The organism is Pseudomonas sp. OIL-1 (genome assembly GCF_010669185.1).
Lineage (GTDB): Bacteria > Pseudomonadota > Gammaproteobacteria > Pseudomonadales > Pseudomonadaceae > Halopseudomonas > Halopseudomonas profundi.
The window spans coordinates 519,212-544,281 of record NZ_CP048629.1 but is presented as its reverse complement, the minus strand read 5'-3'; the positions used below and the strand labels follow the sequence as shown (position 1 = coordinate 544,281).

The 25,070-nt window shown below is 55.1% G+C and carries 19 protein-coding genes and 1 pseudogene; 7 read left to right on the top strand and 13 right to left on the bottom strand.

What is annotated here, in order from left to right:
- Window positions 1–18 precede the first annotated feature (18 nt).
- Window positions 19–825: pseudogene (locus G3M63_RS02460) on the top strand (IS5 family transposase); the annotation flags it as partial.
- A 224-nt stretch (window positions 826–1,049) separates the two neighbouring features.
- Here the strand turns inward: G3M63_RS02460 and G3M63_RS02455 are convergent.
- The 9 genes from G3M63_RS02455 to G3M63_RS02415 form a co-directional block, all read right to left on the bottom strand.
- Window positions 1,050–1,388 carry a hypothetical protein gene (locus G3M63_RS02455; protein WP_150302426.1) on the bottom strand — a complete coding sequence of 113 codons (339 nt, stop codon included), beginning with the start codon at window positions 1,386–1,388 and terminating at the stop codon, window positions 1,050–1,052.
- A 955-nt stretch (window positions 1,389–2,343) separates the two neighbouring features.
- Window positions 2,344–2,526 carry a hypothetical protein gene (locus G3M63_RS02450; RefSeq protein ID WP_150302425.1) on the bottom strand — a complete coding sequence of 61 codons (183 nt, stop codon included), beginning with the start codon at window positions 2,524–2,526 and terminating at the stop codon, window positions 2,344–2,346.
- Window positions 2,527–2,975: 449 nt separating this feature from the next.
- A complete protein-coding gene (locus G3M63_RS02445) occupies window positions 2,976–3,968 on the bottom strand; it encodes an integrase (protein WP_163981803.1) in 993 nt (330 codons plus the stop codon).
- 831 nt (window positions 3,969–4,799) lie between these two features.
- The gene (locus G3M63_RS02440) at window positions 4,800–6,203 is read right to left on the bottom strand and encodes a hypothetical protein (protein ID WP_163981802.1); all 1,404 of its coding nucleotides are present in this window, start codon (window positions 6,201–6,203) and stop codon (window positions 4,800–4,802) included.
- A gap of 43 nt (window positions 6,204–6,246) precedes the next feature.
- Entirely contained in the window at window positions 6,247–6,705 is a 459-nt protein-coding gene (locus G3M63_RS02435; RefSeq protein WP_163981801.1) for a hypothetical protein, read from the bottom strand.
- A 143-nt stretch (window positions 6,706–6,848) separates the two neighbouring features.
- The gene (locus G3M63_RS02430; protein ID WP_163981800.1) at window positions 6,849–7,649 is read right to left on the bottom strand and encodes a CsgG/HfaB family protein; all 801 of its coding nucleotides are present in this window, start codon (window positions 7,647–7,649) and stop codon (window positions 6,849–6,851) included.
- A gap of 14 nt (window positions 7,650–7,663) precedes the next feature.
- Complete coding sequence (locus G3M63_RS02425) at window positions 7,664–8,083, bottom strand: curli assembly protein CsgF (protein ID WP_163981799.1); 420 nt, start codon at window positions 8,081–8,083, stop codon at window positions 7,664–7,666.
- A complete protein-coding gene (locus G3M63_RS02420; protein ID WP_163981798.1) occupies window positions 8,080–8,460 on the bottom strand; it encodes a CsgE family curli-type amyloid fiber assembly protein in 381 nt (126 codons plus the stop codon). Before G3M63_RS02420 ends, G3M63_RS02425 begins: the two co-directional genes overlap by 4 nt.
- A complete protein-coding gene (locus G3M63_RS02415; RefSeq protein WP_163981797.1) occupies window positions 8,457–9,110 on the bottom strand; it encodes a helix-turn-helix transcriptional regulator in 654 nt (217 codons plus the stop codon). Before G3M63_RS02415 ends, G3M63_RS02420 begins: the two co-directional genes overlap by 4 nt.
- A gap of 326 nt (window positions 9,111–9,436) precedes the next feature.
- Here G3M63_RS02415 and hsdR point away from each other — a divergent pair, with 326 nt between their 5' ends.
- From hsdR to G3M63_RS02385, 6 genes are all read left to right on the top strand, one after another.
- Window positions 9,437–12,946 carry a type I restriction-modification system endonuclease gene (hsdR, locus tag G3M63_RS02410; protein WP_163981796.1) on the top strand — a complete coding sequence of 1,170 codons (3,510 nt, stop codon included), beginning with the start codon at window positions 9,437–9,439 and terminating at the stop codon, window positions 12,944–12,946.
- A 65-nt stretch (window positions 12,947–13,011) separates the two neighbouring features.
- Window positions 13,012–14,196, top strand: a complete 1,185-nt coding sequence (locus tag G3M63_RS02405) for an ATP/GTP-binding protein (protein ID WP_163981795.1) — start codon at window positions 13,012–13,014, stop codon at window positions 14,194–14,196.
- 5 nt (window positions 14,197–14,201) lie between these two features.
- Window positions 14,202–14,738, top strand: coding sequence for a hypothetical protein (locus G3M63_RS02400; RefSeq protein ID WP_163981794.1), 537 nt, complete (start codon window positions 14,202–14,204; stop codon window positions 14,736–14,738).
- A 157-nt stretch (window positions 14,739–14,895) separates the two neighbouring features.
- On the top strand, window positions 14,896–16,515 hold the full coding sequence (locus tag G3M63_RS02395; RefSeq protein WP_163981793.1) for an N-6 DNA methylase: 1,620 nt from the start codon (window positions 14,896–14,898) through the stop codon (window positions 16,513–16,515).
- Complete coding sequence (locus G3M63_RS02390) at window positions 16,515–17,936, top strand: restriction endonuclease subunit S (protein WP_163981792.1); 1,422 nt, start codon at window positions 16,515–16,517, stop codon at window positions 17,934–17,936. Before G3M63_RS02395 ends, G3M63_RS02390 begins: the two co-directional genes overlap by 1 nt.
- A gap of 77 nt (window positions 17,937–18,013) precedes the next feature.
- Window positions 18,014–18,925, top strand: a complete 912-nt coding sequence (locus tag G3M63_RS02385) for a restriction endonuclease (RefSeq protein WP_163981791.1) — start codon at window positions 18,014–18,016, stop codon at window positions 18,923–18,925.
- A gap of 104 nt (window positions 18,926–19,029) precedes the next feature.
- Here G3M63_RS02385 and G3M63_RS02380 read toward each other — a convergent pair whose 3' ends face one another.
- Genes G3M63_RS02380 through G3M63_RS02365 form a run of 4 tightly spaced genes read right to left on the bottom strand, consistent with a single transcriptional unit; the run spans window position 19,030 to window position 25,044 of the window.
- Entirely contained in the window at window positions 19,030–20,202 is a 1,173-nt protein-coding gene (locus G3M63_RS02380) for a hybrid sensor histidine kinase/response regulator (RefSeq protein ID WP_163981790.1), read from the bottom strand.
- Window positions 20,199–20,771: a chemotaxis protein CheB gene (locus G3M63_RS02375; protein ID WP_163981789.1), complete on the bottom strand. Its 573-nt coding sequence runs from the start codon at window positions 20,769–20,771 to the stop codon at window positions 20,199–20,201. The genes G3M63_RS02380 and G3M63_RS02375 overlap by 4 nt, the downstream gene beginning before the upstream one ends.
- Window positions 20,768–21,601 carry a protein-glutamate O-methyltransferase CheR gene (locus G3M63_RS02370; protein WP_163981788.1) on the bottom strand — a complete coding sequence of 278 codons (834 nt, stop codon included), beginning with the start codon at window positions 21,599–21,601 and terminating at the stop codon, window positions 20,768–20,770. Before G3M63_RS02370 ends, G3M63_RS02375 begins: the two co-directional genes overlap by 4 nt.
- Complete coding sequence (locus tag G3M63_RS02365; RefSeq protein ID WP_163981787.1) at window positions 21,598–25,044, bottom strand: response regulator; 3,447 nt, start codon at window positions 25,042–25,044, stop codon at window positions 21,598–21,600. Before G3M63_RS02365 ends, G3M63_RS02370 begins: the two co-directional genes overlap by 4 nt.
- Window positions 25,045–25,070 lie beyond the last annotated feature (26 nt).

Below are 25,070 nucleotides of genomic sequence, written 5' to 3'. Positions count from 1 at the left end.
AACCCGGTGTGATTCAATCCGCTGGAAGCCATGCTGCGGGTTCATCTGATGCAGAACTGGTTTGGCTACAGCGATCCGGCGATGGAAGAGGCCCTGTATGAAACGACCATCTTGCGGCATTTTGCGGGCTTGCAGCTAGATCGCATCCCCGACGAAACCACCATCCTCAACTTCCGTCGCTTGCTGGAACGCCACGGCATGTCCACCGCGTTGTTCGAGGTGGTGAACCGTTACCTGGGTGAACATGGGCTAATGCTCCGCCAAGGGACCATAGTCGATGCAACCATCATTCATGCACCCAGTTCGACCAAGAATGCAGACGGAAAGCGTGATCCCGAGATGCACCAGACAAAGAAAGGCAATCAGTACTATTTCGGCATGAAGGCGCACATCGGTGTGGATGCTGACACAGGTCTGGTTCACAGCCTCGTAGGCACACCTGCCAACGCTGCTGATGTCACTCAGGTAGACAAGTTGCTGCACGGCGACGAAACTCATGTGTGCGGTGATGCTGGTTACACCGGCGTCCAGAAACGGGACGAGCATAAGGAACGCAAGTCCGTGGTCTGGTCGATTGCCGTGCGTCCTGGCAAGCTCAAGACGTTGAGCAAAACCAAGCTGATTGAGAAAGGGTTACGCCGAATCGAACGCGCCAAAGCCAGCACCCGGGCCAAGGTCGAGCACCCGTTCCGGGTGATCAAATGCCAGTTTGGCTTTACCAAGGTGCGTTACAAAGGTTTGGCCAAGAATACCGCCCAGCTGCATACCCTGTTTGCCTTGGCGAACCTGTGGATGGCCCGAAAGCAGTTGTTGAGCGCGGGATAAATCCGCCCGGAGTTTCGGGTATGGCGGCCTGACAGGCCGAAAGCGGGCTTAAACACCCCCAAAGCGTGACCAGGCTCGATGAAATCGTTCCCGAAATGATTTTTTGCGCGTTGAGGTCAGAATCGCCGCCAGCGGGGTCAGTTCTTCAGACGTTCCCTAAGCGGTCTATCAGGTCCAGCGCCGTCTCCGTGTGAGTATGAGTAATGAACATTTCTAATGGAGTTTTACCGCTCAAAAACCCGACAGGGCGCTTCAAGCCACAAATTGGCCACGGTAATATCAGCTTCGAATAACTCCAACGTTGCATCTACTAGCCTAACCAGACGAAAGATTCCGTCAGTTTCACCGCCATCAAGTTCGCCTCCCGCAATCCAGTGTTGAATCCTGGGCTTGTCGAGGTTTAAAGCCGCCGCTAGGTCGTACGGGTTGCGGTTAACTAGCGAGGCGAGGCGAAGCAAATGTTCAGCCGAAATATCAGAGCGAGCCTGAGCCATGAGTTCAGCCGACCCGGTAGGGAGACCGAGCTCATCCCAGACGCTAGTTTTTTTCTTGGAAGCATTCATATTCTCCTCCGGATTGCGTCAATTGCAATTACAAGCACCTCAACGAAAGCTCTTGAAAATATCGAGAAGGGGTGACCTGACAACTGTGCCCAGTACATATCGATGTCTGAGTTTGCGAAAAATCGCCTCGACCGCTGTTGATTAATGCTCGCACACGTAAAGCTTTTTTGCGCGGATAGGTAATTATCTGCTCCCAAAGGGGGGATGGATTTGGGCTTGGAACGTGGATTACCAATGGTAGGGAGCTGGCACAGGATCGGTCGGATCGAGCTACCAATGTGTAGAAGTGCACAGCAGCGAGGAGGGGATAAGATGGTAAGCCTCTGATATTGCGAGCTTTTTCCTCGTAGCATGTCTTTCACGTTATTTGCCTGAGGCGCATGGGCCCGCGAGGCAGAGCAGACTCTATTTATCCGTAAGTCTTTGTTTTATTAAGGGGTTGCACGTGCAACCCCCCTTGCCCGGTTCCGTTGTGAGCTACCAATTTGTAGCTCGAAGTCTCCTTCGCGGGGAGCTGGCACAAATGATCGGTCGCATCGAGCTACAGATGTGTAGAAAGCGCGCTGCAGCGGGACGGCGGCTTATCTTTGATAAGCCTATAGATGCCGCGCGATACACATCTCAGGCTATTCGTCTGAGTCGGATGGTCGGCGACGCGTAGCAGACTCTATTTAGCCGTACGGCGTCGTTTCATGAGGGGATTTGGACGTGCAACCCCCTCCTTCACGATGCCCCAGCCTAGTCAGATTCGGGCTGTTAGCGAAAATTCTTATTTACAGCTATGTTGTTGATTCGTATAGGGGTTGCACGTGCAACCCCCCTAGCTTAGAGCTACGCATTTTTAGACCTGACCTTGGGCTCCAAGCTGCTGCCGACGCGGGTCTGCGGGGTTCCATCAACAGCACTTGCAGCAGGACCCAAGTCAGACAGCCGCTAAATAATGCCTACTTTGCGGTTATTTTCTACGTGACAAGGGTGTGCCGGCCATACGGCCAACTGGTTCGAGCTCAAGTCCCTTGGTTGCTGCGATATCGATGAAACGGATCTGCGTCAACGTACGGTTTGCCAGCGTCTGGTGTGCTTCAGCTTGCAATCGTGCGGCCATCAAGGCTTTTGAATTGTGTGTTCGCTTTTTCATAGACAGCGTTTGCCTCAATGTTGCCTTGTTAATATTGCCGCTGGATCGCCATCAGCAGTCAATCTACAGGCCGTCATTGCTGACGGTTACGGTCTTTTCGTAGGAACTGGTAAAACATGGTTTGGATCATGATGACGAAATGGACTCGTCCGAGCTTAATATAATGTCCAGAATATGATCAAATTCTGTCATTGCGGCTTTCCGCCGAGGTAGCGTGATCATGGGGTTGTTACGGTAGTGGTCTGCGACTATGCCACCGGTACCATGCGCTTGAAGCTCATCAGAACGACGATCGTCTATACCGTATTTGGCCATTAGCTGGGTGCACGTTCGTCGTAGATCACGTGCAGTAAATCGAGGAATCTGCACGCCATCCATCTGTGAATGTTCAGATTCGAACCACCGGTTAAGCGCATTTTTCAGGCTTGAAAGTGTAACTGGCCGCCCATCTATCTGATGATTTCAAGCGCACGAGGGGTCAGAGGAACTGGATGAGGTTTCTGTTGCGATCGCCCACTACGGCCTTTGCTGTGGTGCAGATGAGCCACGCATTCCACCAGATCGTACGCATGCCATTCTGCTTCAATGACGCTCGAAAACCGCTGACCTGCAGTAGCGATGACGAATTTGAATAAGGACGTCATCACTGGGCCTACACGGTCGGTCTTTTCCAGTGTATTCCAAAACTGTTTTAGCTCTTTTTCTGAGAGGGCGCGGGTACCTTTCTTTTCGACGTGTTCAACCGTAACCACTGCGGCTGGATTCAACTCGATAGCATAGGTTTTGTTACTAGTTCTACCGACTACGTTCTCCGCTCTCATGCCGTAGTTGAATGACGCGGAAATCTGGCGTCTCATCCGTTCTGCCATCACCTTTGATCCACGTTTATGGATGGGGGATAGGAGCTCTTTAATGTGGGTAGGCTTAATGTCGGCAGCGTGCAGGCAAAGTATCTCGGTATTCTGCAAAATCAGCTTCCCACGGACGCGCTTCATTTCATCAATGGTGCGGGGATCAAGCTTACCAGTCCGGTCATCGATGTAATCCTGCAGTAAGTCCTCGAAGGTACCCTTGGCAGCCTCGATTGCAGCGATACGCTCTGCTTCAATCGCCTTGAGGCGCGCATGATTCTCGACTTCGTTTTTGTGTTTCGTAAGGTCACCATGCTCTAGAGCTAGCATGGCCATCTCCACAGCTTTCTCACGAATTTCTGTCAGAGTAAAACCTGCGTCTTTGGGTTTTTCTTTATAGCTTCCTAAGCTGACCTTCTTACGCGTTCCCTGGATAGCGTATCGGTAGCTGGCTGCGATAACGCCGCTAGCTTTACGCTCGAATAGGATCGCCCCTTTTCCCCTACCTGGTAGCGAGTCGGTAATCGTGTCGCCAGCCCTCAGCGATTTCAGATCTTCAGGTCGTACCAAACGGGACAAATTTGATGCCATATTGAGCTGACTTCCATGTGCCTGGGTACCACTTTGGGTACCACTTCTAAAATGAAAATAGGAAACAACGTGGAACAGTTGAGAACGCAGGGAAACGTTAACTGTTTGAAATATATATGAATTATATACGAGGTGGTACTCTTTGCAACGGGAAGGTACAGCTAAAATGATGCCTTGTAATCAGTAGGTCCCGAGTTCGACTCTTGGTGCCGGCACCACACAAATGAAAGGGTTACGTGAAAGCGTAGCCCTTTTTTGTGTCCAGAATTTGTCCCTGGGGTGGGGTTCGGGTAGAAGTTTGACGCTTACGACCATCTCGGTTAGCCAGGCTTCAACGGCTTTGAATGCCGGACGGCTATAATGTCTTGCCCGCTCCATCGACGCTCGATTCCTCGAGCGTTGTTCAGCGCATGCAATCTAGGTGTTCATGCCTGCATCGACGATCCTCACATCATTGCGTCTTCGGCCAGGTTGTCCCCAAGGAAGAACAATGCGTGACTATGAACGGAGCTGGCCCAATCTCTGTTCGACAGCACCAAGAAGCCCAGGATTACACCACCCGCTGGCTCCGGCACTACAATAATGAACGATCCATTATGGGCTTGGAGGAATCACCCCTCCACACAGAAGTTGGGCATGGTAGTCAGACGTCTATCATTGAACCCGGTGGGAAGTACAGTGGCAGCTTCGGTGGGCGCGGCATGGATTGAATATTGGCGTGCGGATTGCGCACTGATGGTAAATCGGGAGGCAGGTAGAAGCTTCGCAGAGGGTCTTCCGGCGAGCAGCAGTCGGAAAGAGACCTGCCGGCTGGCGCCGGCAGGGTTTTGCTTACTGGTTGATAGTAGCGGTATTAGCGATACCAGCCTGCTGGACTAGCGCCACATTGTCAAAGCCGCCGAACTGGGTAATGGTCGCGGTGTGGCTATAGCCGGCCTGCTGGACGTCGGCCAGGTTTCTGAGTCCCGATTGCGACAGCATTGCGGTGTGCGAGCTGCCATCCTGGTCGATCACGACGATTCCGCTGTCGCCGGTCTGAACGGAGCTTGCATTACTCCCGCGGCCGTCATACTGACTGATCTTCACATAGTTATTACTGAGTTCCTGTTCAGCATACGCCATATGTGACGTGCCGCTCTGCCAGATGACGGATGTCCCGTCCAAACCGTGCTGGCTTGAAGTCGCAACGTTTGCAGTGCCCTGCTGGGTTATGAATGACTTGTCGTTTTGACCGCTCTGATAGCTGTTGGCATCATTACGGGAACCCGACTGTTCGATATTAGAGACATTCTCAATCCCGGCTTGATCTACCGTTGCGTAGTTTGCCCCCAAGAAGCCACCCGACTGGTTTACTGCTACTTTGCCGTCAATACCGGTTTGATTGGTAACGGCATTATTGTTGAGAAACTGGTTAATCTTCACTTGGTTTCTGGTACCTGACTGGATTGCTTTAGCAAAGTTATCTGTGCCCAGAACCTGAATAATCTCCACTTTCTCTTCTACACCAGTCTGATACGAGTAAGCGGTGTTACGGCCCGACTGATCGATGATCGCCTCGTTGGATTCGCCTGCTTGATCGGCGCTGGCGAAGCTGAATACTGCTCCATTTTGCTCGACCGAGACGTAGCCTCCAACGCCGGACTGTAGCGACATAGCTTCGTTGAATAAGCCATTCTGATCAATATTCGCAACATTATCGTTACCAGATTGCTCGGTAAAAGCACGGTTTTCGAGGCCATTTTGATCGATGTACGCCTCGCTACGCTTCGCTTTAAACTGATCAGCAGTGGCATTGTTTCCAGTACCGTCCTGCTTGATATTTACGCTACTGAACCCGCTTCTAAATTGGTCGGACGTCGCGATATTTTCGTTTCCGAACTGATAAATCGTTGCGCTGTTATCCTCCCCCGATTGCGTAGCGACGATATCGTTGTCGTTTCCGATAGTGACTGTCGTCACCGTGCTACGAACCACGTTCTGAGTCGCATCTACTGAGTTGCGGTTACCGTTCTGATATGTATCGGCTGCGTTTCGACTTATGGTTTGTGTAATGGTGGCGGTATTCTCTTCACCTTCCTGCTTGGCAATTGCATCCTGCCGAGAGCCAGTTTGATCAATCGTGGCCTCTTGCTGGACCCCATACTGATTGATCGTGGCCTCGCTATTTTCTGTAGCATGAACGTGCATGGCGCCAACAGCGAGCATGGCTACTACTAACGGCTTGAACTTGAACATATCCTTTCTCCTGGAGATTCAATTTTTCATTGAGTAATAAACACTAGCGATATTGGCGAACCAATATGTCTACAAGTTGGCCGGATTGGTTGATACTGCTGCTCTTTTCCGATCCAATCTGTACTATGGACGCCGAATTGTTGACGCCGCTTTGTTCGATTGATGCCTGATTGTCATGGCCAAATTGGGATATTTGCGCACGATGGCCATAGCCCTGTTGGAGGATCAAGGCTTCGTTATAGGCACCTTGCTGGTAGATAGTTGCTAGCAAGCCGGCTCCATCCTGCATTGTTGAGGCTTCCATGGAAGCACCGGTCTGCGTGGCGACAGCGACATTGCGGGAATCATGGGTCCAGTAGTTGTTTCTATTTGGCGACTGGTTCACATTCAATTCGGGAGGGGCTAGATCGGGATGCTCTTTTCCGTGCGCCAGTAGCGGACTTATACAAATAAGCGATAATGCCAGATAAAGCGTTTTGATTGTTTTTCCAATATGATCCATCACGGGAATCCAGCTCCGATATCGATGAATCTATACTCAGCCATACCCGTTAATATGGAAATCAATCGAAGGATTGAAAGTGCAAAGTATTTAGGCCAAAAAAAACCGCTCGGGGAAGCGAGCGGTTTTTTATGCCGGTATCATCAGGTCGAGCTGACGTCCTCGGCTCTTTGCCAAAGACGTTTTTCCACGCCCTGGTTGATCAGATGCGCTACGGCCGCTTCAATGGCAGATAAAACACATAACTGCGCAGGTTCGTTAGTTGTATATCCTGCCTCTGCTTCGAGGAGTTCCTTGAATTCCACGAACTTGTACACGTTGGCGCTGCGCCCGATAGAGTATATGGTCTTGGTGGTCATTACATTGGATAAGACTTGACCACTCCGAACGTCTACTGCCCGCAGGTTAACTGTCACTTGATCAACGCGGTATTCCTGCGAGACGCCTATGCCCAGATATCGGGCGCCGGCGCCGCCGGTACGAACGTTGGTTTCGTAAGCGACGATAGCTCCTTCCAGCAGGATATTCGCAGCCATCAGTGCGGGCAGGTCGTCGCGAATGTTCGGAGCGACCTCTGGCTGATTCTGCGAAGCACGTATGATCTTGCGCTCGGTCAGCACGTTTTGCAGGCCTTCGCGTTCGAGTATCACGAACCAACCGCTGGCCTGCAGCGCATCGACCAACATACTGGCCGCACCTTGGGTCACCGCGGTAGAAAAAGAGCTGGCCGGGTTGGGCTTGTACTGGCCTGTCTGATCGCGAAAGCCATAGACTGCGGCCACCAGCTTGCCCCGCGGTGCAGGCAGGTTCAACAGATCCTGGTAGGTTGAGGTTCTTGGCGTAAGCGTTGGGGCTTTGTGGTGGGCCGGCATCGGTTCCTTAATGGCGCAGCCCTGGAGGGCGACGGCGGCGGTAACCACCATCGACAAAAATAATTTTCTCATTACCACGTTCCTTGTCAGTTTGGTGCGCCGTAGCCCGAGACGCTGATTTCCGAGATTTCGCCAGTAAGTCTGTCGGTGATTTCAACGGTGAGGTTACCGGCGTCATTGATGACGTTGACGGTGAAATCATCGGTCGTTAGCGTCCCGGTATTGGCGTTGTTCGGGTCATTGAGCAAGTTGGAGAGCAGGCGCGATTCAAGTTGCGAGGTGAACCGCTCCAGCGCCGACTGGCCAGTTAATGAGGAACGGTCGAAAGCATCGGGATCCTTGGTCTTGTTCTGCGCCTGGGCATTGCCGAGCAGCCAGGACCCATTGATCGGGTTGCCGCCGAACGAGGGGTTAACCGGCGTATAGACCAGTTCCGTAGCGGAGGCAGTGCCGATGGCAAGCGCGCTGGCGGCCAGCCCGCTAAACAAGAGTGATTTGTAATTCATAGCTCGTCCTTGTCCATGTCTATGTGATCTGCAAATAAGGATTCAACTTGCCGTCGGCTGATTTCATTCAGCACACCGTCGGCGGCACGGTAGGCAGTTTCATCCTGGCTGGTTGCGTTGGGTGAGAGGAATTCACGGTAGACGGTGCTATTTTCGAGCTCTACCCAGATGAGAATTCCCCAGCGGGCGGAGGGGCGCTCTTTAATGACCAGGTTGGCCTTCAGGTCGCCTGCATCATTGATGCGCTCGCTGAACTTGCGGTAAAAATCGTTACCAGTGCGCGTGATGGTGTGGTTGATCACCAGTCCGCTAATCTCCGCTTCCTGGGCCTGTGCTTCCACCAGGCTTAGCCAGGCCAGCAATAGAAGCCATCTCATGGGCTGCTCTCGGCGTGGCCGAGCACCATCGAGGCGGCCTGTGTCCGGTTGGCAGCCCCCAGTTTGCGTAACGCCCTGTGCACGTGGCTTTTAACGGTATGGATACTGAGGTGGATACGGTTGGCGATGTCGACGTTTGAAAGGCCTTGTCCTGCCAGGAAGAGAATCTGCTTCTCGCGTTTGCTTAGCTGCGAGACAACGTCGTAGGAGCGAGCGAGGTGGCGATATCGATCGATCAGCCTTTCCATCAGCGCTCTGGGCAGCCAGTCGCCCCCAGACACGAGCTTTTCCATACCCTGTTCGAAAACTCCCCTTGAGCAGGAACGATAGAAGACCCCTTTGATCCAGGGATACTTTTCCATCAGCAGTAGCGCTGCATCATGGTTGGCGTTAACAAGGGCGACGGGCGTTTGGTGCAGGGTTTTGAACAGTTCAAGGCATTCATCGATGGAGATGCTGCCCAGGTCGATGAGGACCAGGGCGAAGCTGCCGGTAGGGTCGATCGCCGCCGCACCAGATCGGTAGAGGGCGATACTGTTGACATCTGCGAGCTGTTTTCTAAGCGCGGCGACAAGTAGTTCGCTGGCCGAAACACACGCTACCGCAGCCTCAGTCGCCGGCGCGGGACCGACAATTTTATTGTTTGCCATGGCAAGGTTCCTTTTGCGCGGGTAAGCATCCTGCTATGCGTCGAAAGATAATGTTACTTTGACGTTATAACAGCATGACGCATAAAAACGACGAATTAAAGGCGCGCCGGCCCGGCGCGCGGCCTAATCGATGAATGGACAGTCTGAAAAGCCAACAAGTTCAAGTTTTTGATATCAATACGATGCTTTTTTAGCATCAAGCGTGACTGCCCGCCTCGCTAGGCCCAACACCAACGGGCTATTGGTTCCCCCACCCCGCCTGCTCTGGCATGATCTCAGCTACATACATATCCACCCTGGTCAGGCGGGGTGTCGAAGGAACCGACATGGCAGTTAGCAGTAATTTCGCCTTTCTCTCGGAGCACGACCCCGTTTTCTTTCAGCTCGCCAACGTGGCAGAGCAGGTGTTTGCCAGCGATCCCAACACAACCCTGATCAAACTCCGCCAGCTTGGTGAGGCGCTTGCACAGCATCTGGCTGCCGTTTCCGGCGTCGAGTTTGACAACCAGACCAGCCAGGCAGATCTGCTCTTCCAGCTCAACCGGGAGCTGCGGTTGGAGCCGCAGATCAAAGAGCTGTTTCATATCCTGCGGGTAGAAGGCAACAAGGCCACCCACCAATTTCGTACTCAGCATAAAGAAGCAATGGACGGGCTGAAGGTGGCTCGGGAGCTGGCGATCTGGTTTCACCGGACACTGGGCAAGGCGGGTGCTGCCTTCACTCCTGGGCCCTTTATCGCACCTGCCGACCCCAGCGCCCAGTTGCGCCAGCTACAGACTGATATTGAAAAGCTCCGCCACGATCTGCAACAAGCAAACATGGAGCTGGACAGCAGCCAGCAGCTCAGTCAACTGATCGAGAAAGAAAAGTCCGAATACGAAGCGCTGGCCGTGGCCATGGATGAAGAATCCCGCGCCCTGGCCGAACAGGCCCGCCAGCACGAGCAGGCATTGACCCAGCAGCAACAGGCCTACGAACGCAAAATAAAGGCCCTGCAACAGCAGCTTGCGGAGCAGGGCGAGCAAACGGTTAAAGAGCAGCGCCAGCAGGTAGCGAAGCAGACCAAAGCCGCCACCGATACGTTGGTACTCAGCGAAGAACTGACTCGCATTCTTATAGATCAGCAGCTACAGGAAGCAGGTTGGGAAGCGGACAGTCAGGAAATTACCTATCAGAAAGGCGCGCGCCCGGAGAAAGGGACTTATCGCGCCATTGCCGAATGGCCAACCAACCACAACGGCGAGAAAGGCAGAGCCGACTATGTGTTGTTTGCCGGCCTGACGCCTATAGCTGTCGTGGAAGCCAAGAAAGAAAACACCAACGTAGCGGGCAAGATTGGCCAAGCCGAGCGCTACAGCAGAGGCTTCAAGGTCGCTGCGCCCGTGCTTGGTGCCTGGGAGCTGACGGGCCGTACCATCGCCTGGCCCGCCGATGAGAGCGGTCATTACCACGTGCCCTTCGTCTATTCCTGCAATGGCCGTCCTTATGTACCGCAACTGGCGGAGCAATCCGGCATCTGGTTCCGGGACGTGCGGGAAGCGAGCAACCTGCGCCGTGCGTTGCCGCAGTTCCACACTCCCACGGGTCTGTTGGATCTGCTCGAGCGGGATAAGGCGAGTGCGGAGCAGTTGTTAGCACAAGAGCCCTTCGGTTATCTCAAACTACGGGACTATCAGCAGCAAGCAATCGTTGCCACCGAACACGCCCTTGCCCGCGGCGTGCGCACTGCATTGCTGGCAATGGCCACCGGCACCGGAAAAACCCGCACTATTATTGGTTTGATGTACCGGTTTCTGAAAGCCGAACGCTTCCGCCGTATCTTGTTTCTGGTGGATCGTACCGCGCTGGGTCAACAGGCTATTGATGCCTTCAATGAAGCGCCTCTGGACCAGAACCTGACCCTCAGCAAGATCTATAACGTCGCTGAGCTGGGTGATATGGCCGCCGAAGCGGAAACCCGCATTCAGGTTGCGACCGTGCAAGCCATGGTCAAACGCATCTTTATGAGCGACAACCCGCCGCCTATTGACCGTTTCGACTGCATCATCATCGACGAAGCCCACCGGGGCTATACGCTGGATCAGGAAATGACCGAAGGTGAGCTGGCGCTGCGAGATGCGAGCCAATACCTGTCCAGCTACCGCCGGGTTCTGGATTACTTCGATGCGGTAAAAATCGGCCTTACCGCCACCCCGGCCAAACACACCAGTGAGATTTTCGGCAAACCCGTTTACACCTACTCCTATCGGGAAGCTGTGGCGGACGACTGGCTCATCGACCACGAGCCTCCCATCCGCTACGAGACCCTGCTCACCCAGAACGGCATCACCTTCGAGAAGGGCAAGCCGGTGGAAGTGATCAACACCCGCACCGGTGTAATAGACACCACCGAGCTGGAAGACGAAATGAATTTCGAGGTGGATGCCTTCAACCGCCGGGTGATAAACCAGAACTTCAACCGGGTCATCTGTGAACAGCTGGTACACGAGCTGGACCCATTCGGCGATGAAAAAACCCTGATCTTCTGCGCGACCGATCTGCACGCGGATATGGTGAAAACCCAGCTCGATAATGCCTTCAAGGATTTGTACGACGACCAATACAACGAAGCCGCCGTAGCCAAGATCACCGGTCAAAGCTATAAGGTGAACCAGCTCATCCGTCGTTACAAGAATGAGCGCTACCCCAACATTGCCATCACCGTGGATCTGCTCAGCACGGGTATCGACGTACCCAAAATCTGCAATCTGGTGTTCATGCGCCGGGTACGCTCACGCATCCTCTATGAGCAGATGGTTGGCCGCGCCACCCGGCGCTGCGACGAGATCGGCAAGACAGTATTTCGCATCTACGACCCGGTGGATATCTACGCCGCGCTGCAGGATGTGAATACCATGAAGCCGCTGGTGAAAGACCCGAATATCACTCTCGAGCAGTTGGTGGATGAGCTCAGCGATGACGAGCAACTGGAAAAGGCGCTTGATAGTCCCGGTGAGCTTCCCGGTGAAAGTCATGCAGACGTGGTGCTCAGCCAGTTAAGCCAGAAACTCATGCGCGTGTTGCGCAAGGCCGACAACAAAGCCGAAAACCGGCCAGCACTGAAGGAGAAACTGGACGAGCTGCAGAATACCTGGGGTGTGGAGCCCAAAACGCTGCATCAGCATCTTCACCAGCTCGGGCCCCGGCAGGCCGCGGAATTCATCAAACAGCACAGCGGTCTGCTCAGTCAGCTGGCCGAAGTGAAAGCGCTGGTGGGCAGTGAACACATGCCGGTGATCTCCAATCACGAAGACGAAATTCGCGAGCGCAGCCAGAGTTACGGAGTGCACAAGCGGCCCGAGGACTATCTGGATGCCTTCAACGACTTCATCAAACAACAGCTCAACCAGTCTGCGGCGCTGGCAGTCGTGGTCAACAAGCCACGCGATCTGACACGCGATCAACTGCGGGAAGTGAAGCTGTTGCTGGACAACCACGGCTATTCCGAAGCACGTCTGCAAAGCGCTACGCGCAACCAGACCAACAAGGACATTGCCGCCAGTATCATTGGCCACATCCGGCGGGCCGCCCTGGGCGAGCCGCTGATTTCCTTCGAGCAGCGCGTAGCCGAAGCCATGGACCGCATCTATAGCCAGCACAGTTGGAACCCCAACCAGCGCCGCTGGCTTGAGCGCCTGGCCAGGCAGCTGGTGCATGAAGTCATCATCGACCGGGAGTTTGTGAACCACCGCTTCGCCGACGATGGCGGAGCGAAGCAGATGGACAAGGTGCTTGGCGCACAACTTGATACCGTCCTGGACGAGCTCAACGAGGCGATGTGGCCCGATGTTGGGTGATGTTTACTTGATGCGGAGTTGTTAAAAGCGCAGAATCAACGAAATCACGTTGAATCAGTGAGAATATGATAAAGAATCTGAGCTTCAAAAACTTCTACAGTTTTGCTGGCGAAGCTGTCATCGACTTTGGGCTGGGCAAGAAGCCCACGCCCTCTGGCTATGACATAGAGGTCAATCGCGAGCGCTATAACAAGGTGATTGCCGTAGTGGGAGCTAATGGGTCAGGCAAAACCCAATTCCTGAAGCCGCTGGCCTTTCTGCGCTGGTTTGTTACCAGGTCCTTTTTGGGGACTGACCCGGATCACATCATCCCTATCGCTCCGCACCGGTTACACGGCGAGGAAAGCACTTATTTTGAGCTTGAGTTCATGCTCAAAGGTATCGACTACCGTTACCAACTGGAACTGACCCCTCGAGCGATCATTTCTGAAGCGCTATATGAAAAAACAAGCTCCCAATTCAGTTATCTGTTCAAGCGGGAAAAAACGGAACATGGTTACAGCTTCAAGCAGAAGGGCTTTCCATTTTCCAAACCCCAGGCAGAAAAACTACGCGGTAATGCCTCCCTGCTGGCGGCAGCACACAGCTATGACGTAGCCGAAGCGCGGCCTTTCATCGAATTTTTCAACCACATCGAGACGAACATCATCAGTTCAGGGCGCCGGCCCTTCCAGCATGGCGCCGTCATAAGGGCTGCAGAACAACTGCAGAAAACGCCCGATTTGCTCAAACAGATGTCCGTTGCCATGAGCAAGTTCGACCTCGGACTGGATAGCGTGGATATACGCGAGCTAGCCCGTCCTGATGAAACTGATAAAGAGGAACAGGTATTTGTCCCCTTCGGAACGCACACCACTGAAGATGGGCGCAGCTTCGAGCTGTCTTTCTTTGAAGAATCCAGCGGTACCCAATCTGCCTTTGTATTGCTTGGCCCGATATTAAGAACCCTGCAACACGGCGGGATTGCCGTGATTGATGAACTGGACAACGATCTGCACCCCCACCTGGTGCCGCAGCTGCTGGAATGGTTTGAATTCGATCACAGCAATCCGCATCAGGCACAACTGATCTTTACCTGTCACACGCCGGAGGTGTTGAACCTCCTGCAAAAACATCAGGTTTACCTTGTCGAAAAACGCGACCAGAGCAGCGACGCCTGGCGCCTGGATGACATGACAGGCCTGCGGGCTGATGACAATCTGTATGCCAAATACATGGCCGGGGCCCTTGGCGCCACGCCGGAGTTATAAGAAGCATGGCAAGGAAACGCACCCAACGGAGCCAGCATCGGCAAGCCAGTAAAACAACGCTGTTGATCGTGGGTGAAGGTCCTGACGATCAAGCTTTTATCAAGCACATGAATCAGCAGCTCCGGGAAAGAGATTCCAGCATTAAACCGACCATAGAAAAACAATCTGGGGGATCGCCAGGCAACATCATTACCAACGCTGCCAGAAAATATGAGCATTTGGCTTTTGACCAGAGGCTGTTTGTGCTGGACTCCGACATCCCGATCACTCAGCAGGATTACGATAAAGCCAGGAAGTACGGCTATCGAATCATTCTTTGGGCGCCGGTTTGTCTGGAGGGTGCGCTGCTGGATGTGCTGGGTGAAAGAGTCGGGAATGATGAGGCCGCTATATCCTTGAAAAGACGACTCCACCCGCGTCTGGAAGGGGCGCACACAGAAAGCGAAGCATATCGAAACCTTTTCCCCAGGATCGTACTCGAGCAAGCCGCGAACGAGTCCGTTGTTTTTGTGAGGAAGGCCCTCCTACGGGAGCCCGCTTGAATCCGACTATGTTTATGGCATCGACATAGGTGCAAGCTGTGTCGATTTTTCGGCGTTTTCTCGACATGGCCCAATCGAGGTGTAAAGAAAAAGGACTCTTTCTATACATGTCACCGCAATACATAAAGATTTCTCCGTTTTCTATACAGGATCACCCATGACCAATAACGACATCGTCCAGAAACTCTGGAACCTCTGCGACGTGCTGCGCGACGACGGCATCAACTACTCGGACTATGTCACCGAACTGGTATTGCTGCTGTTTATCAAGATGGTCCACGAGAACACTGAAGCCGGCACCCTGAAAAAGCACCCGCTGCCCGAAGGCTGTCGCTGGACAGACCTCAATGGCAAATCCGGCATCAACCTGCTGAACGACTACAAGCGCATCCTGCTTAGCCTCTCCACCGGCAAGGATGGCGACGGCAAATTGGTTCACGACGATCCGTTGATCAGCGCCATCTACGCCGATGCCCAGACCCGTCTGCGCGAGCCGCGCCACCTGGAACAGATGATCAAAACCCTGGATCAGATTGACTGGTTCAGCGCCCAGAAAGACGGCCTCGGCGATCTGTACGAAGGCCTGCTGGAGAAGAACGCCAACGAAACCAAATCCGGTGCTGGCCAGTACTTCACCCCCCGCGCGCTGATCAACACCATGGTGCGCTGCCTGAAGCCACAACCCGGCGAACGCATCCAGGACCCGGCAGCCGGCACGGCGGGTTTTTTGATTGCCGCTCACGAATACATCAAAAGTCAGACCGATGATTTGTACGAACTGAGCGACAAAGACAAAACCTTCCAGACCACCAAGGCCTACGTGGGCATCGAACTGGTGCCCGGCACCCGCCGCCTGGCGCTGATGAACTGCCTGCTGCACGGCATGGAAGGGGGGAAGGAAGGCGTCGTGCAGCTGGGCAACGCTCTGGGTCAGACCGGCGCCGGGCTGGAGAAGGCTGACGTGATTCTCGCCAATCCACCCTTTGGCACCAGCAAGGGCGGTGATGCCAGCATCACCCGGGACGACCTCACTTATAAAACCAGCAACAAGCAGTTGGCCTTTTTGCAGCACATCTACCGCAACCTCAAACCCGGTGGCCGCGCCGCCGTGGTACTGCCGGACAACGTCCTGTTCGAAGCCGGCGTCGGCACCGACGTGCGCCGGGACTTAATGAACAAGTGCAACCTGCACACCATCCTGCGCCTGCCCACCGGCATCTTCTATGCCCAGGGCGTGAAAACCAATGTGCTGTTCTTCACCAAGGGCAGCGCCATGGACAAGTACCGGGAAGAAAACTGCACCGAGAACGTCTGGGTCTACGACCTGCGCACCAACATGCCCAGCTTCGGCAAACGCACACCCTTTGGCGACCAGCACCTGAAGCCGTTTGAAACCGTTTACGGAGAAAGCCCCAACGGCGACAGCGAGCGCAAAGAGGGTGAATACAGCTTCCATTCCGAAGACATCGAACTGCCCGAACACAGCGAGGAAAACGAAGGCATCGATCCGCGCCTGGCCTACAGCCGCTGGCGCAGCTTCAACCGCCAGTGGATTGCCGAACACAAGGACGACTCGCTGGATATCTCCTGGTTGAAAGACAGCGACAGTGTGGATGCGGCCAATTTGCCGGAGCCGAGTGTGTTGGCGGGTGAGGCGATGGGGGAACTGGTGCAGGCACTCGGTGAGCTGGATGCGTTGATGCGAGAATTGGGGGCTGAGGAGGAGGCTGATGGGGCTAGGATGCTTTTGCGGGAAGTGATGGGTGAGGTTAAGTAATGCAAAACCGACTCACTCCCAAAGTCTGGCAACTGGCTAAGTTAGGAGATATCTCTTCAGATATCTCCTACGGTTACACCGCATCGGCAACTTCTGAACCGACAGGGGTAAGGCTTCTGCGTATTACAGATATACAGAACAACGCCGTAAACTGGCCCGGCGTACCGAATTGTGAAATCGATGCTGAAAAAATCGAGAAATACCGGCTCAAGCCTAGAGATCTTGTTTTCGCCAGAACCGGCGCGACCGTTGGAAAAAGCTTTCTGCTTGTAGGCGACATACCGAAAGCTGTCTATGCCTCGTATTTGATCCGGGTCCGCTGTTTAGATGACATTTCGATAGAATTTCTATCCAGTTATTTTCGGTCACCAGATTACTGGAGCCAAATCACAGCCTTTAGTGCCGGAATTGGACAGCCAAACGTTAACGGTACAAAGTTAAAAAATCTCTCGGTGCCTATCCCGCCCCTCGCCGAACAAAAAGTCATCGCCGACAAACTCGGCACCCTGCTGGCTCAGGTGGAAAACACCAAAGCCCGCCTCGAACGCATCCCGCAAATCCTCAAACGCTTCCGCCAGTCCGCGCTGGCTGCTGCGGTGAGTGGGCGGTTGACGGAGGAGTGGCGAGATTCTGCGGAGAACCAAGATTTCGACCCCCTTGAAATACCGGCTAGTTGGACAGCCACTTCAATTGGAGCGGTTGCTGAAGTAAAAGGAGGTAAACGTCTCCCGAAAGGAGAGGAGTTAGTTTCCGAAAACACCGGATATCCATATATACGAGCAGGGCAACTTAAAAACGGTACAGTGATAACAGGACAGGAAGGAAGAAACGCTCAGCTTTTCATAACCGGGGCTGTACGGAAGGTGATAAGTCGTTACACCGTCAATGCAGGCGATGCCTACATCACAATTGTGGGTGCCTCAATCGGCGACGCGGGTATCGTTCCGGAAAGTCACCACGGTGCAAATCTAACTGAAAACGCAGCCAAAATTACAAACTTCAATGTTGGTCTGGAGCCCAGCTATTTAAGCATCTGGCTAAGAAGTGAGTATCTACAGGATATAATCCGGTTAGAAACAAAATCAGCCGCCCAAGGCAAACTTGCTTTAAGCCGTATAAAAACGTTGCCGCTTCCACTCCCGCCGATAGAAGAACAAACCGAAATCGTTCGCCAAGTAGACCAACTCTTCGCCCACGCCGACCGCATCGAACAACAGGTCAACAACGCCCTGGCCTGCGTCAACAATCTCACCCAGTCCATCCTGGCCAAAGCCTTCCGGGGCGAGCTCACTGAGCAGTGGCGCAAGGATAACCCGGAGCTGATCAGCGGGGAGAACAGTGCGGCGGCGTTGCTGGAGAGGATCAAGGCGGAGCGGGCAGCAGCGCCGAAGGGCAAGCATAGCCGTAAGGTCTTAGCCTGAAGAACGCAGACAACTTTTGAGGGTGCTGCGTCTGTAACGTAGGCCAGCGCCGCCGACCTTTACCAAGGAGTAATACCATGGCGATTCCAGATTTTCAGAGCCTGATGCGACCGGTGTTGGCCGCAGTGGCCGATGGTGCGCCTGTGGCGCTGAGTAGTCTGCGTGAGCAAGTCGCCAACAGCTCGCAGCTCACCGAGGCCGAGCTGCATGAACGCGTGGCGTCCGGCAAGCAGACGGTCATCAATAACCGCATTGGCTGGGCGCGCACTTACCTGAACAAGGCTGGCCTGTTGCACATACCGGCCAAGGGGATGGTGCAGATTACCGAGCGGGGGCTTGAGGTGCTCAGCACAGGACCCGAGCGCATTACCGTCGGCTGGCTCAAGCGCTACCCGGAGTTCGCCAGCTTCCATACCCCGCGCCCGGCCGACAACCCAATCGAGGCAGAACAGACTGAACCGGTCGAGCAGGCCACTCCCGATGAGCAATTATCCAGCGCGCATCAAACGCTGGTGAAGTCGCTGGCTGATGAATTGCTTGAGCAGGTGCGTGCCGCCACGCCTACCTTTTTCGAGCGGGTGGTAGTGGATCTGATGATCGCCATGGGCTACGGCGGCTCGCGTAAGGAAGCCGGGCAGGCGACTCAGGCCACCAATGATGATGGCATCGACGGTATCATCAAAGAGGACAAGCTCGGCCTGGATGTTATCTACCTGCAGGCCAAGCGCTGGACAAACACGGTACACCGCCCGGAAATTGATAAATTCATCGGTGCGCTAACCCGTCGAAGAGCTCGCAAGGGCGTGTTCATCACGACTTCGGACTTTTCTGCTGGTGCGCGCGAAGCGGCGCTGAGTCTGGATATGAAAGTGGTGCTGATTGATGGTGTTGAGCTGGCCGCATTGATGGTGGAAAACAACCTCGGCTGTAGCGTGAAGCATGTTTACGAGGTCAAGCAGCTGGATAGCGATTACTTCAACGAAGATTAGAATTTCTTTTTCGATTTCACCTGCCTGCCGGTGTGGCGGCATTCGGCATGAGGTCCAGGATGGCCTACAACGAGGAGAGTCGGGATTTAACCTTCTCGCTCCCCTCAGTTATGCACAGCGCTCGGCTTGATAGGCGCGGTGCTTGGAGTAACGACCTTGGGTAGTTCGAGCGTAAAGGAACTGCCCTTGTTCGGACCTTCACTCGAAACGCTTATGGTTCCGCCGTGCAGTTCAACCAGCTGCTTGACTAGCGCAAGGCCGATTCCGAGCCCGCCGTGGGCATGTTGAAGGTGGTCTTCGACCTGCTCGAACATATGGAAGATCGCTGTGGAAGCATCCAGCGTCAGGCCTAATCCGTTGTCGGTAACAGTCAAGCTGGACGCGGTCGGCGTGCTGTCGAGCGTGATGTCGATGTGTCCGCCGCTGGGAGTGTATTTGGTCGAGTTGTTGAGAAGATTGGCGATGCACTGGGTGATGCGCACCTGATCGGCCATGAGCTCGACCGGGTGGTCGGGCAGATTCACACTAAGAGTATGGTTCTGCGCCTCGATCGCCGCTTTAGCCATCTCGACTGCCGACCATACAGCCTCTCGCAAGTCACACACCGCTAAGCGAAGTTCGATTTTGCCCTGCGTGACGCGCGACACGTCCAGAAGGTCGTCGACCAGTCGGACGATATGCGACATCTGGGTTTCCATCAGGCTTCTGATCTTTCCTGCCTGCGGTTCAGCTGGCTTGCGCACGAGCAGTTCCAGCCCGCTCTTGAGTGCGGTCAGTGGGTTGCGGAGCTCATGTGCCAGCACGGCAAGAAACTCATCCTTGCGCTTGTCGGACCGTTGCAAAGCCTCTGCCTGTGCTTGCAACAGATCGCGTTGCTCGGCGAGCAGCTGACGCTGAAGGAAGAGTTCGAAAAAGACATCGGTCTTGCTGCGCAGGATGTCCGGCTCGATCGGTTTCTGAATGAAGTCGACGGCACCGGCTTCGTAACCCTGAAACCGGCGTTCAGCGCTATGGGTTCCTGCCGTGACGAAGATGATAGGGATCCGCCGTGTGCGCTCGTTACCGCGCATCAGCTCGGCCAATTCAAAGCCGTTGAGCCCAGGCATCTGAACATCGATCAATGCCAGCGCCACATCGTGATCGAGCAGCAACTCCAGTGCTTCGTCGCCGGATTGTGCCTTCAGAAGTATGAGACCTTCGCGTCGTAAAAGCGCTTCAAGAGAAAGAAGATTCTCGGACAGGTCATCGACCAGGAGAAATTTGACTGGTGTGCTCATTCGGAGATCCTCGACAGGTAGGCGGCAATATCGGGGAGCGACATAACCTGCGCTTGCGGACACGCCGCTATGGCGGCTTCGGGCATGGCCCTGGCGTAGGCCCTCTCCGGGCTTTGCACGATTGCCGTGCCGCCTGCTGCGGATATGGCCTGCAGCCCTCGGGCACCGTCCTGATTGGCACCCGTCAGGATGATGCCGATCAACTGATCACCCCAGACATCGGCTGCGCTTTCCAGCGCTACATCGATCGAGGGGCGCGAGAACAGCACCTCTTCCTCGTTCGACAGCGCTATGTTCTGCTTGTCTTCCAGCAGCATGTGATAGTTCGGCGGGGCGAAGTAGATGGCGCCGGGCATGACGGGTTCCTTGTCTTCCGCTTCGATTGCCCGCAGATTGCATTTGGCATCGAAGATGTCAGCGAGCACGCTGGGTTTGTCCGAAGGGACGTGCACGACCACGAAAATCGGCAGTGGGAATGCGGCGGGAAGCGGCGGCAGGAGGACTGACAGTGCCTCAAGTGCGCCTGCTGATGCGCCGATGATCACGGCTCCCTTCGATGCTCCGGTCATGAATCCGTCCTCTGGTAAATTTTCTCTGTGCGCACGAAATCACGGAAGGCATTGGCGTGCGTCGAGAACCTCAGACTTTCCTTGGCGCCGAGCCCGAGAAAACCCTGTCGCGGCAGCGAATCCTTGAACAGACCCACCACGCGATCCTGCAGGTCACGGTCGAAATAGATCATCACATTGCGACACGATATCAGGTGCATCTCACCGAAAACCTGGTCTGTAACCAGGCTGTGGTCGGAAAAAACCACGTTTCGACGCAGGCTCTTGTCCAGGATGCAGCGGTTGTAATGGCTGTGATAATAATCGGACAGGGACGTCTTGCCACCGGCCTGGCGATAGTTTTCCGAAAACTGTCGAACGCGTTCCGCATCGTAGATACCGGCTTCGGCCTGATGCAATGCGTCCGGGTTGATATCCGTGGCGTAGAACAGCGTGCGCTCTTCCAGGCCTTCTTCGCGGAAGAGGATAACAAGCGAGTAGAGCTCCTCGCCGGTACTGCAGCCTGCCACCCAGACCTTAAGCGAAGGGTAGGTCCGCAGATGCGGGATGACCAGTTGCCGAATGGCCAGAAAATAGCTCGGATCACGGTACATTTCACTGACCTGGACCGTAAGGTAGCGAAGCATCTGCGGCAACATGTCGGGATCATGCAGCACGCGCTCCTGCATGGCTGAAATGGTCGCAAGACCCATATTCTCTTTCGCTTGCCTCAAGCGCCGTTTGATCGACGACATGGCGTAGTCGCGAAAATCGTAATGGTACCGGTGGTACAGGGCTTCGAGAAGCAGGCGGATCTCGATGTCTTCGATCTTTTCGAACGTCTCCATCATTGCGGCATCCACACCCGGACCAGCGAGAGCAGCTTCTCTACGTCAAGCGGCTTGGCCATGTAATCGTTGGCGCCGGCTTCGATGCATCGCTGTTGATCGTCCGGCATGGCCTTCGCTGTCAGTGCGATAACGGGCAACTTCTTCCAGTTCGGATTTATGCGGATATGGCGGGTAGCCGTCAGGCCATCCATGACAGGCATCATGACGTCCATCAGAACGAGATCAATGTGGCGCTCCGGCTGGTCGAGTGACTGATCCAGTTTCTGCAGCGCCTCCTGGCCGTTGCGCGCAATCTCGATCAATGCGCCGCGGGGCTCGAGGATATTGGTCAGCGCGTAGATATTGCGCACGTCATCTTCCACGATCAGGATGCGCTTGCCTTCCAGCAGCGCATCACGATTGCGAGCCTTGCGAATCATTTTCTGTTGCTCGTCCGGCAGTTCCGAGACCACCTGATGCAGAAATAGCGAAACCTCGTCCAGAAGCCGCTCCGGCGATTTCGCACCCTTGATGATGATCGATTTGGAATAGCTGCGCAGCGTCTGTTCTTCTTCGCGAGTCAGTACGCGCCCGGTGTAAACGATGACCGGCGGGAAGGCGTGTGCGGCGTCCTGGCTTATGGTTTCCAGAAGGTCGAAGCCGGAGGCGTCCGGCAGCGACAGGTCGAGCACCATGCAGTCGAACGTCTGCTCCCTGAGCAAGGCCAGGCACTCGGCCGCGGTTCCAGCGCCGACCGTTTCGACGTCGTGCGAGCTGATCAGCTCGCTTACCGCCTCACGCTGGACCTGGTTATCCTCGACGATCAGCACGCGCCGCAGGTTCTGCGAGATTTTCGCTTCGAGCGCTTGCAGCACCCCGATCAGTTGTTCGCGTTGTACCGGCTTGAGCGCATAGCCGATGGCGCCTAACGACAGAGCGCGCGCTGAATAGTCATCGGCAGAGATGATATGCACAGGGATATGGCGAGTGCGTGTATCGCGCTTGAGGCGATCGAGGACCGACAGACCAGACTGATCGGGCAAGCCCACGTCCAGCACGATGGCGCTTGGCAGGAACTGGCGAGCAAGCTCCAGCGCTTCATGTGCTGTTTCGGCTACCAGCGCCAGGAAGTTGGACTCGCGCGCGAGATCACGCAGGATCAGTGCGAAGGATCTGTCATCCTCGATGATCAAAAGCCTGCGAGCCGTGTCGTCACCCTTCAGGCGATCGTCGTCGACCACGCCTGTGCGCTGCTGCAGCTGCGTTCTCGGCTGCACTGCCGCAGACGGAGTGGCGAAACCCGGTACCAGCGGTAACGCCTGAACTTCAGGCGCCGGCGTGCTGACGATGGCGCCATGGTACCGCTGCGGTATGACCACCGTGAAGGTGCTACCCAATCCAGGGCGACTTTTCAGCTGAAGGGTGCCGCCCAACAACCTGACTACTTCGCGGGAGATGGAAAGACCCAGGCCGGTCCCGCCAAACCTGCGGCTGATGGTGCTGTCAGCCTGATGAAAGGCCTGGAAGATGTGCGCTTGCTGATCGTCTGCGATACCGATCCCGGTGTCGATTACCGAAATGGCGATCTGGTCGTCGCTCAGCGAGCGCAAAGTCAGCGTTACGCTGCCTTTGTCGGTGAACTTGATGGCATTGGCAATCAGGTTCTTCAGCACCTGTTCCAGTCGCTGCGGGTCGGTTTCGATGGAGGGCGGGGCATCCGCTGCGACCTCCAGTGAAAAGGCGAGGCCCTTGTCGTTGGCTAGCGGATCGAAAAGATGGCGCAGGGAATTGACCATGCGTTCGGTCGATACCGTTTCGGGCTGAATCTCCACATGACCCGCCTCGATTTTCGACAGATCCAGAATGTCATTGATCAGGTTCAGCAGGTCGTTGCCCGAGGATTGAATGGTCTGGGCGTATTTCACCTGCTCGGGCGTGAGATTGTCTTCCGAATTGTCGGCGAGCAACTTGGCAAGAATCAGCGACGAGTTGAGCGGCGTACGCAGTTCGTGGGACATATTGGCCAGGAAATCCGACTTGTAGCGGCTTGCCTGCTCGACCTCCTGGGCCTTCAGCTGAATCGCCACGTTGGCTTTTTCCAGCTCATCGCGCTGGCCTTCCAGCTCCTGCGCCTGTTCTTCGAGTTGTGTGTTGGTCTGTTCCAGCTCGACCTGCTGTTGCTCCAACCGCGCCTGGGATTCCTTCAGCGCTCGGCCTTGTTCTTCCAGCTCCTCGTTGGAAACCCGCAACTCTTCACTTTGAACCTGCATTTCTTCGGCTTGACGCTGCGTTTCGGCAAGCAGCGCCTCGAGCCGGGCGCGGAATTCGGCTGACTTGATCGCCGCGGCGATGGTCCCGGAGGAGTGTTCAAGCAGAGCGAGCACGTTATCGCCGACGGGATTGAGGAACCCGAGTTCGAAGAGCGCTTTGACTTCGCCGTCCGCTGTTGCGGGTCCCAGCGCAAGGAAGCGCGGCGTCTGCTGGCCGAGACTGGAGCCGAAGCTGATATAACCCTCCGGTAGCTCGCCAACGGTAATCGGGCGCTGGTCTTCCAATACATGGGCAAAGAGACTGTCATTGCCTTTGAAATGCGCCGGAAGATCGCCGTTTTCAGGCACGCCGTATCGCGCCAGCAGTGAATACTGGCCGTTATCCTGCGTATAGATGGCACCCGCCACTGCGCCGAGATGACTGCTAAGGAAGCGGAGTATGTTCTGCCCCAGCTCCTCAGTTGACTGCTCGCCCATGACCACCGACGCCAGACCCACCTGCGCCCCTTGCAGCCACTGCTCACGACGGCGCTCCAGAGTCGCTTTGCGGATCAGGACGGCGATGACCAGCGTCAGGATTATTCCGAGCGCGCCGGACAACGCGCTGGTGATGAACGCGACCGTATAGGCCTTGTTCATGGCTTCCATCCGCTGTGTCCGCAACACGTCTTCTTCTTCGCGCAGCTCGGAAATCACCTGGCGAATGGCATCCATCTCTGTCTTGCCGCGCTCCAGGTTCGCGCCAGCAATCGCGGCCTCCCGTCCTTCGCGCACATAGATGCCCAGTATGATTTCCAGCTCCTGGAACCGAGTGGTGATGTACCCCTGAAGCTCATCAACACGCCAGCTTTGTGCCTCGTTGCGCGCGATCAGGTCCTCGACCACCCGCATCCGGGTTCTTATCTGGGAAACCGCTCGGTTGTAGGGCTCAAGGTAGCGCTCATCGCCTGTAAGCAGAAATCCCCGCTGGCCGGTTTCGGCATCCTGGACGTCCGCCAACAGACGATCAATGGCGACAATGACCTTATGCGTCTGCAGTACTTTCTCGTTGCTCGATTTGAGAAGCTGCGTGGTGTAGATCGCAACCGCTGTGCTCAAAACGAAGAATACGAAGGCGGCCGCCAGGCCCGCAGCAACTTTCAGGTCGAGGCCAAGTGTGCCCTTGGTACTCGCACCCGCACTTTTTCTATGCATTTGATGTACGCAATTTCAAATCAGCG

What these genes read in the sequence shown, in the direction of transcription:
- hsdR (WP_163981796.1), top strand. Translation starts at nt 9,437, where the DNA reads ATGGCAGTTAGCAGTAATTTCGCCTTTCTCTCGGAGCACGACCCCGTT.
- G3M63_RS02385 (WP_163981791.1), top strand. Translation starts at nt 18,014, where the DNA reads ATGGCGATTCCAGATTTTCAGAGCCTGATGCGACCGGTGTTGGCCGCA.
- G3M63_RS02445 (WP_163981803.1), bottom strand. Translation starts at nt 3,968, where the DNA reads ATGGCATCAAATTTGTCCCGTTTGGTACGACCTGAAGATCTGAAATCG.
- G3M63_RS02455 (WP_150302426.1), bottom strand. Translation starts at nt 1,388, where the DNA reads ATGAATGCTTCCAAGAAAAAAACTAGCGTCTGGGATGAGCTCGGTCTC.
- G3M63_RS02400 (WP_163981794.1), top strand. Translation starts at nt 14,202, where the DNA reads ATGGCAAGGAAACGCACCCAACGGAGCCAGCATCGGCAAGCCAGTAAA.
- G3M63_RS02420 (WP_163981798.1), bottom strand. Translation starts at nt 8,460, where the DNA reads ATGAGATGGCTTCTATTGCTGGCCTGGCTAAGCCTGGTGGAAGCACAG.
- G3M63_RS02370 (WP_163981788.1), bottom strand. Translation starts at nt 21,601, where the DNA reads ATGATGGAGACGTTCGAAAAGATCGAAGACATCGAGATCCGCCTGCTT.
- G3M63_RS02395 (WP_163981793.1), top strand. Translation starts at nt 14,896, where the DNA reads ATGACCAATAACGACATCGTCCAGAAACTCTGGAACCTCTGCGACGTG.
- G3M63_RS02375 (WP_163981789.1), bottom strand. Translation starts at nt 20,771, where the DNA reads ATGACCGGAGCATCGAAGGGAGCCGTGATCATCGGCGCATCAGCAGGC.
- G3M63_RS02390 (WP_163981792.1), top strand. Translation starts at nt 16,515, where the DNA reads ATGCAAAACCGACTCACTCCCAAAGTCTGGCAACTGGCTAAGTTAGGA.
- G3M63_RS02380 (WP_163981790.1), bottom strand. Translation starts at nt 20,202, where the DNA reads ATGAGCACACCAGTCAAATTTCTCCTGGTCGATGACCTGTCCGAGAAT.
- G3M63_RS02365 (WP_163981787.1), bottom strand. Translation starts at nt 25,044, where the DNA reads ATGCATAGAAAAAGTGCGGGTGCGAGTACCAAGGGCACACTTGGCCTC.
- G3M63_RS02450 (WP_150302425.1), bottom strand. Translation starts at nt 2,526, where the DNA reads ATGAAAAAGCGAACACACAATTCAAAAGCCTTGATGGCCGCACGATTG.
- G3M63_RS02425 (WP_163981799.1), bottom strand. Translation starts at nt 8,083, where the DNA reads ATGAATTACAAATCACTCTTGTTTAGCGGGCTGGCCGCCAGCGCGCTT.
- G3M63_RS02440 (WP_163981802.1), bottom strand. Translation starts at nt 6,203, where the DNA reads ATGTTCAAGTTCAAGCCGTTAGTAGTAGCCATGCTCGCTGTTGGCGCC.
- G3M63_RS02430 (WP_163981800.1), bottom strand. Translation starts at nt 7,649, where the DNA reads ATGAGAAAATTATTTTTGTCGATGGTGGTTACCGCCGCCGTCGCCCTC.
- G3M63_RS02415 (WP_163981797.1), bottom strand. Translation starts at nt 9,110, where the DNA reads ATGGCAAACAATAAAATTGTCGGTCCCGCGCCGGCGACTGAGGCTGCG.
- G3M63_RS02405 (WP_163981795.1), top strand. Translation starts at nt 13,012, where the DNA reads ATGATAAAGAATCTGAGCTTCAAAAACTTCTACAGTTTTGCTGGCGAA.
- G3M63_RS02435 (WP_163981801.1), bottom strand. Translation starts at nt 6,705, where the DNA reads ATGGATCATATTGGAAAAACAATCAAAACGCTTTATCTGGCATTATCG.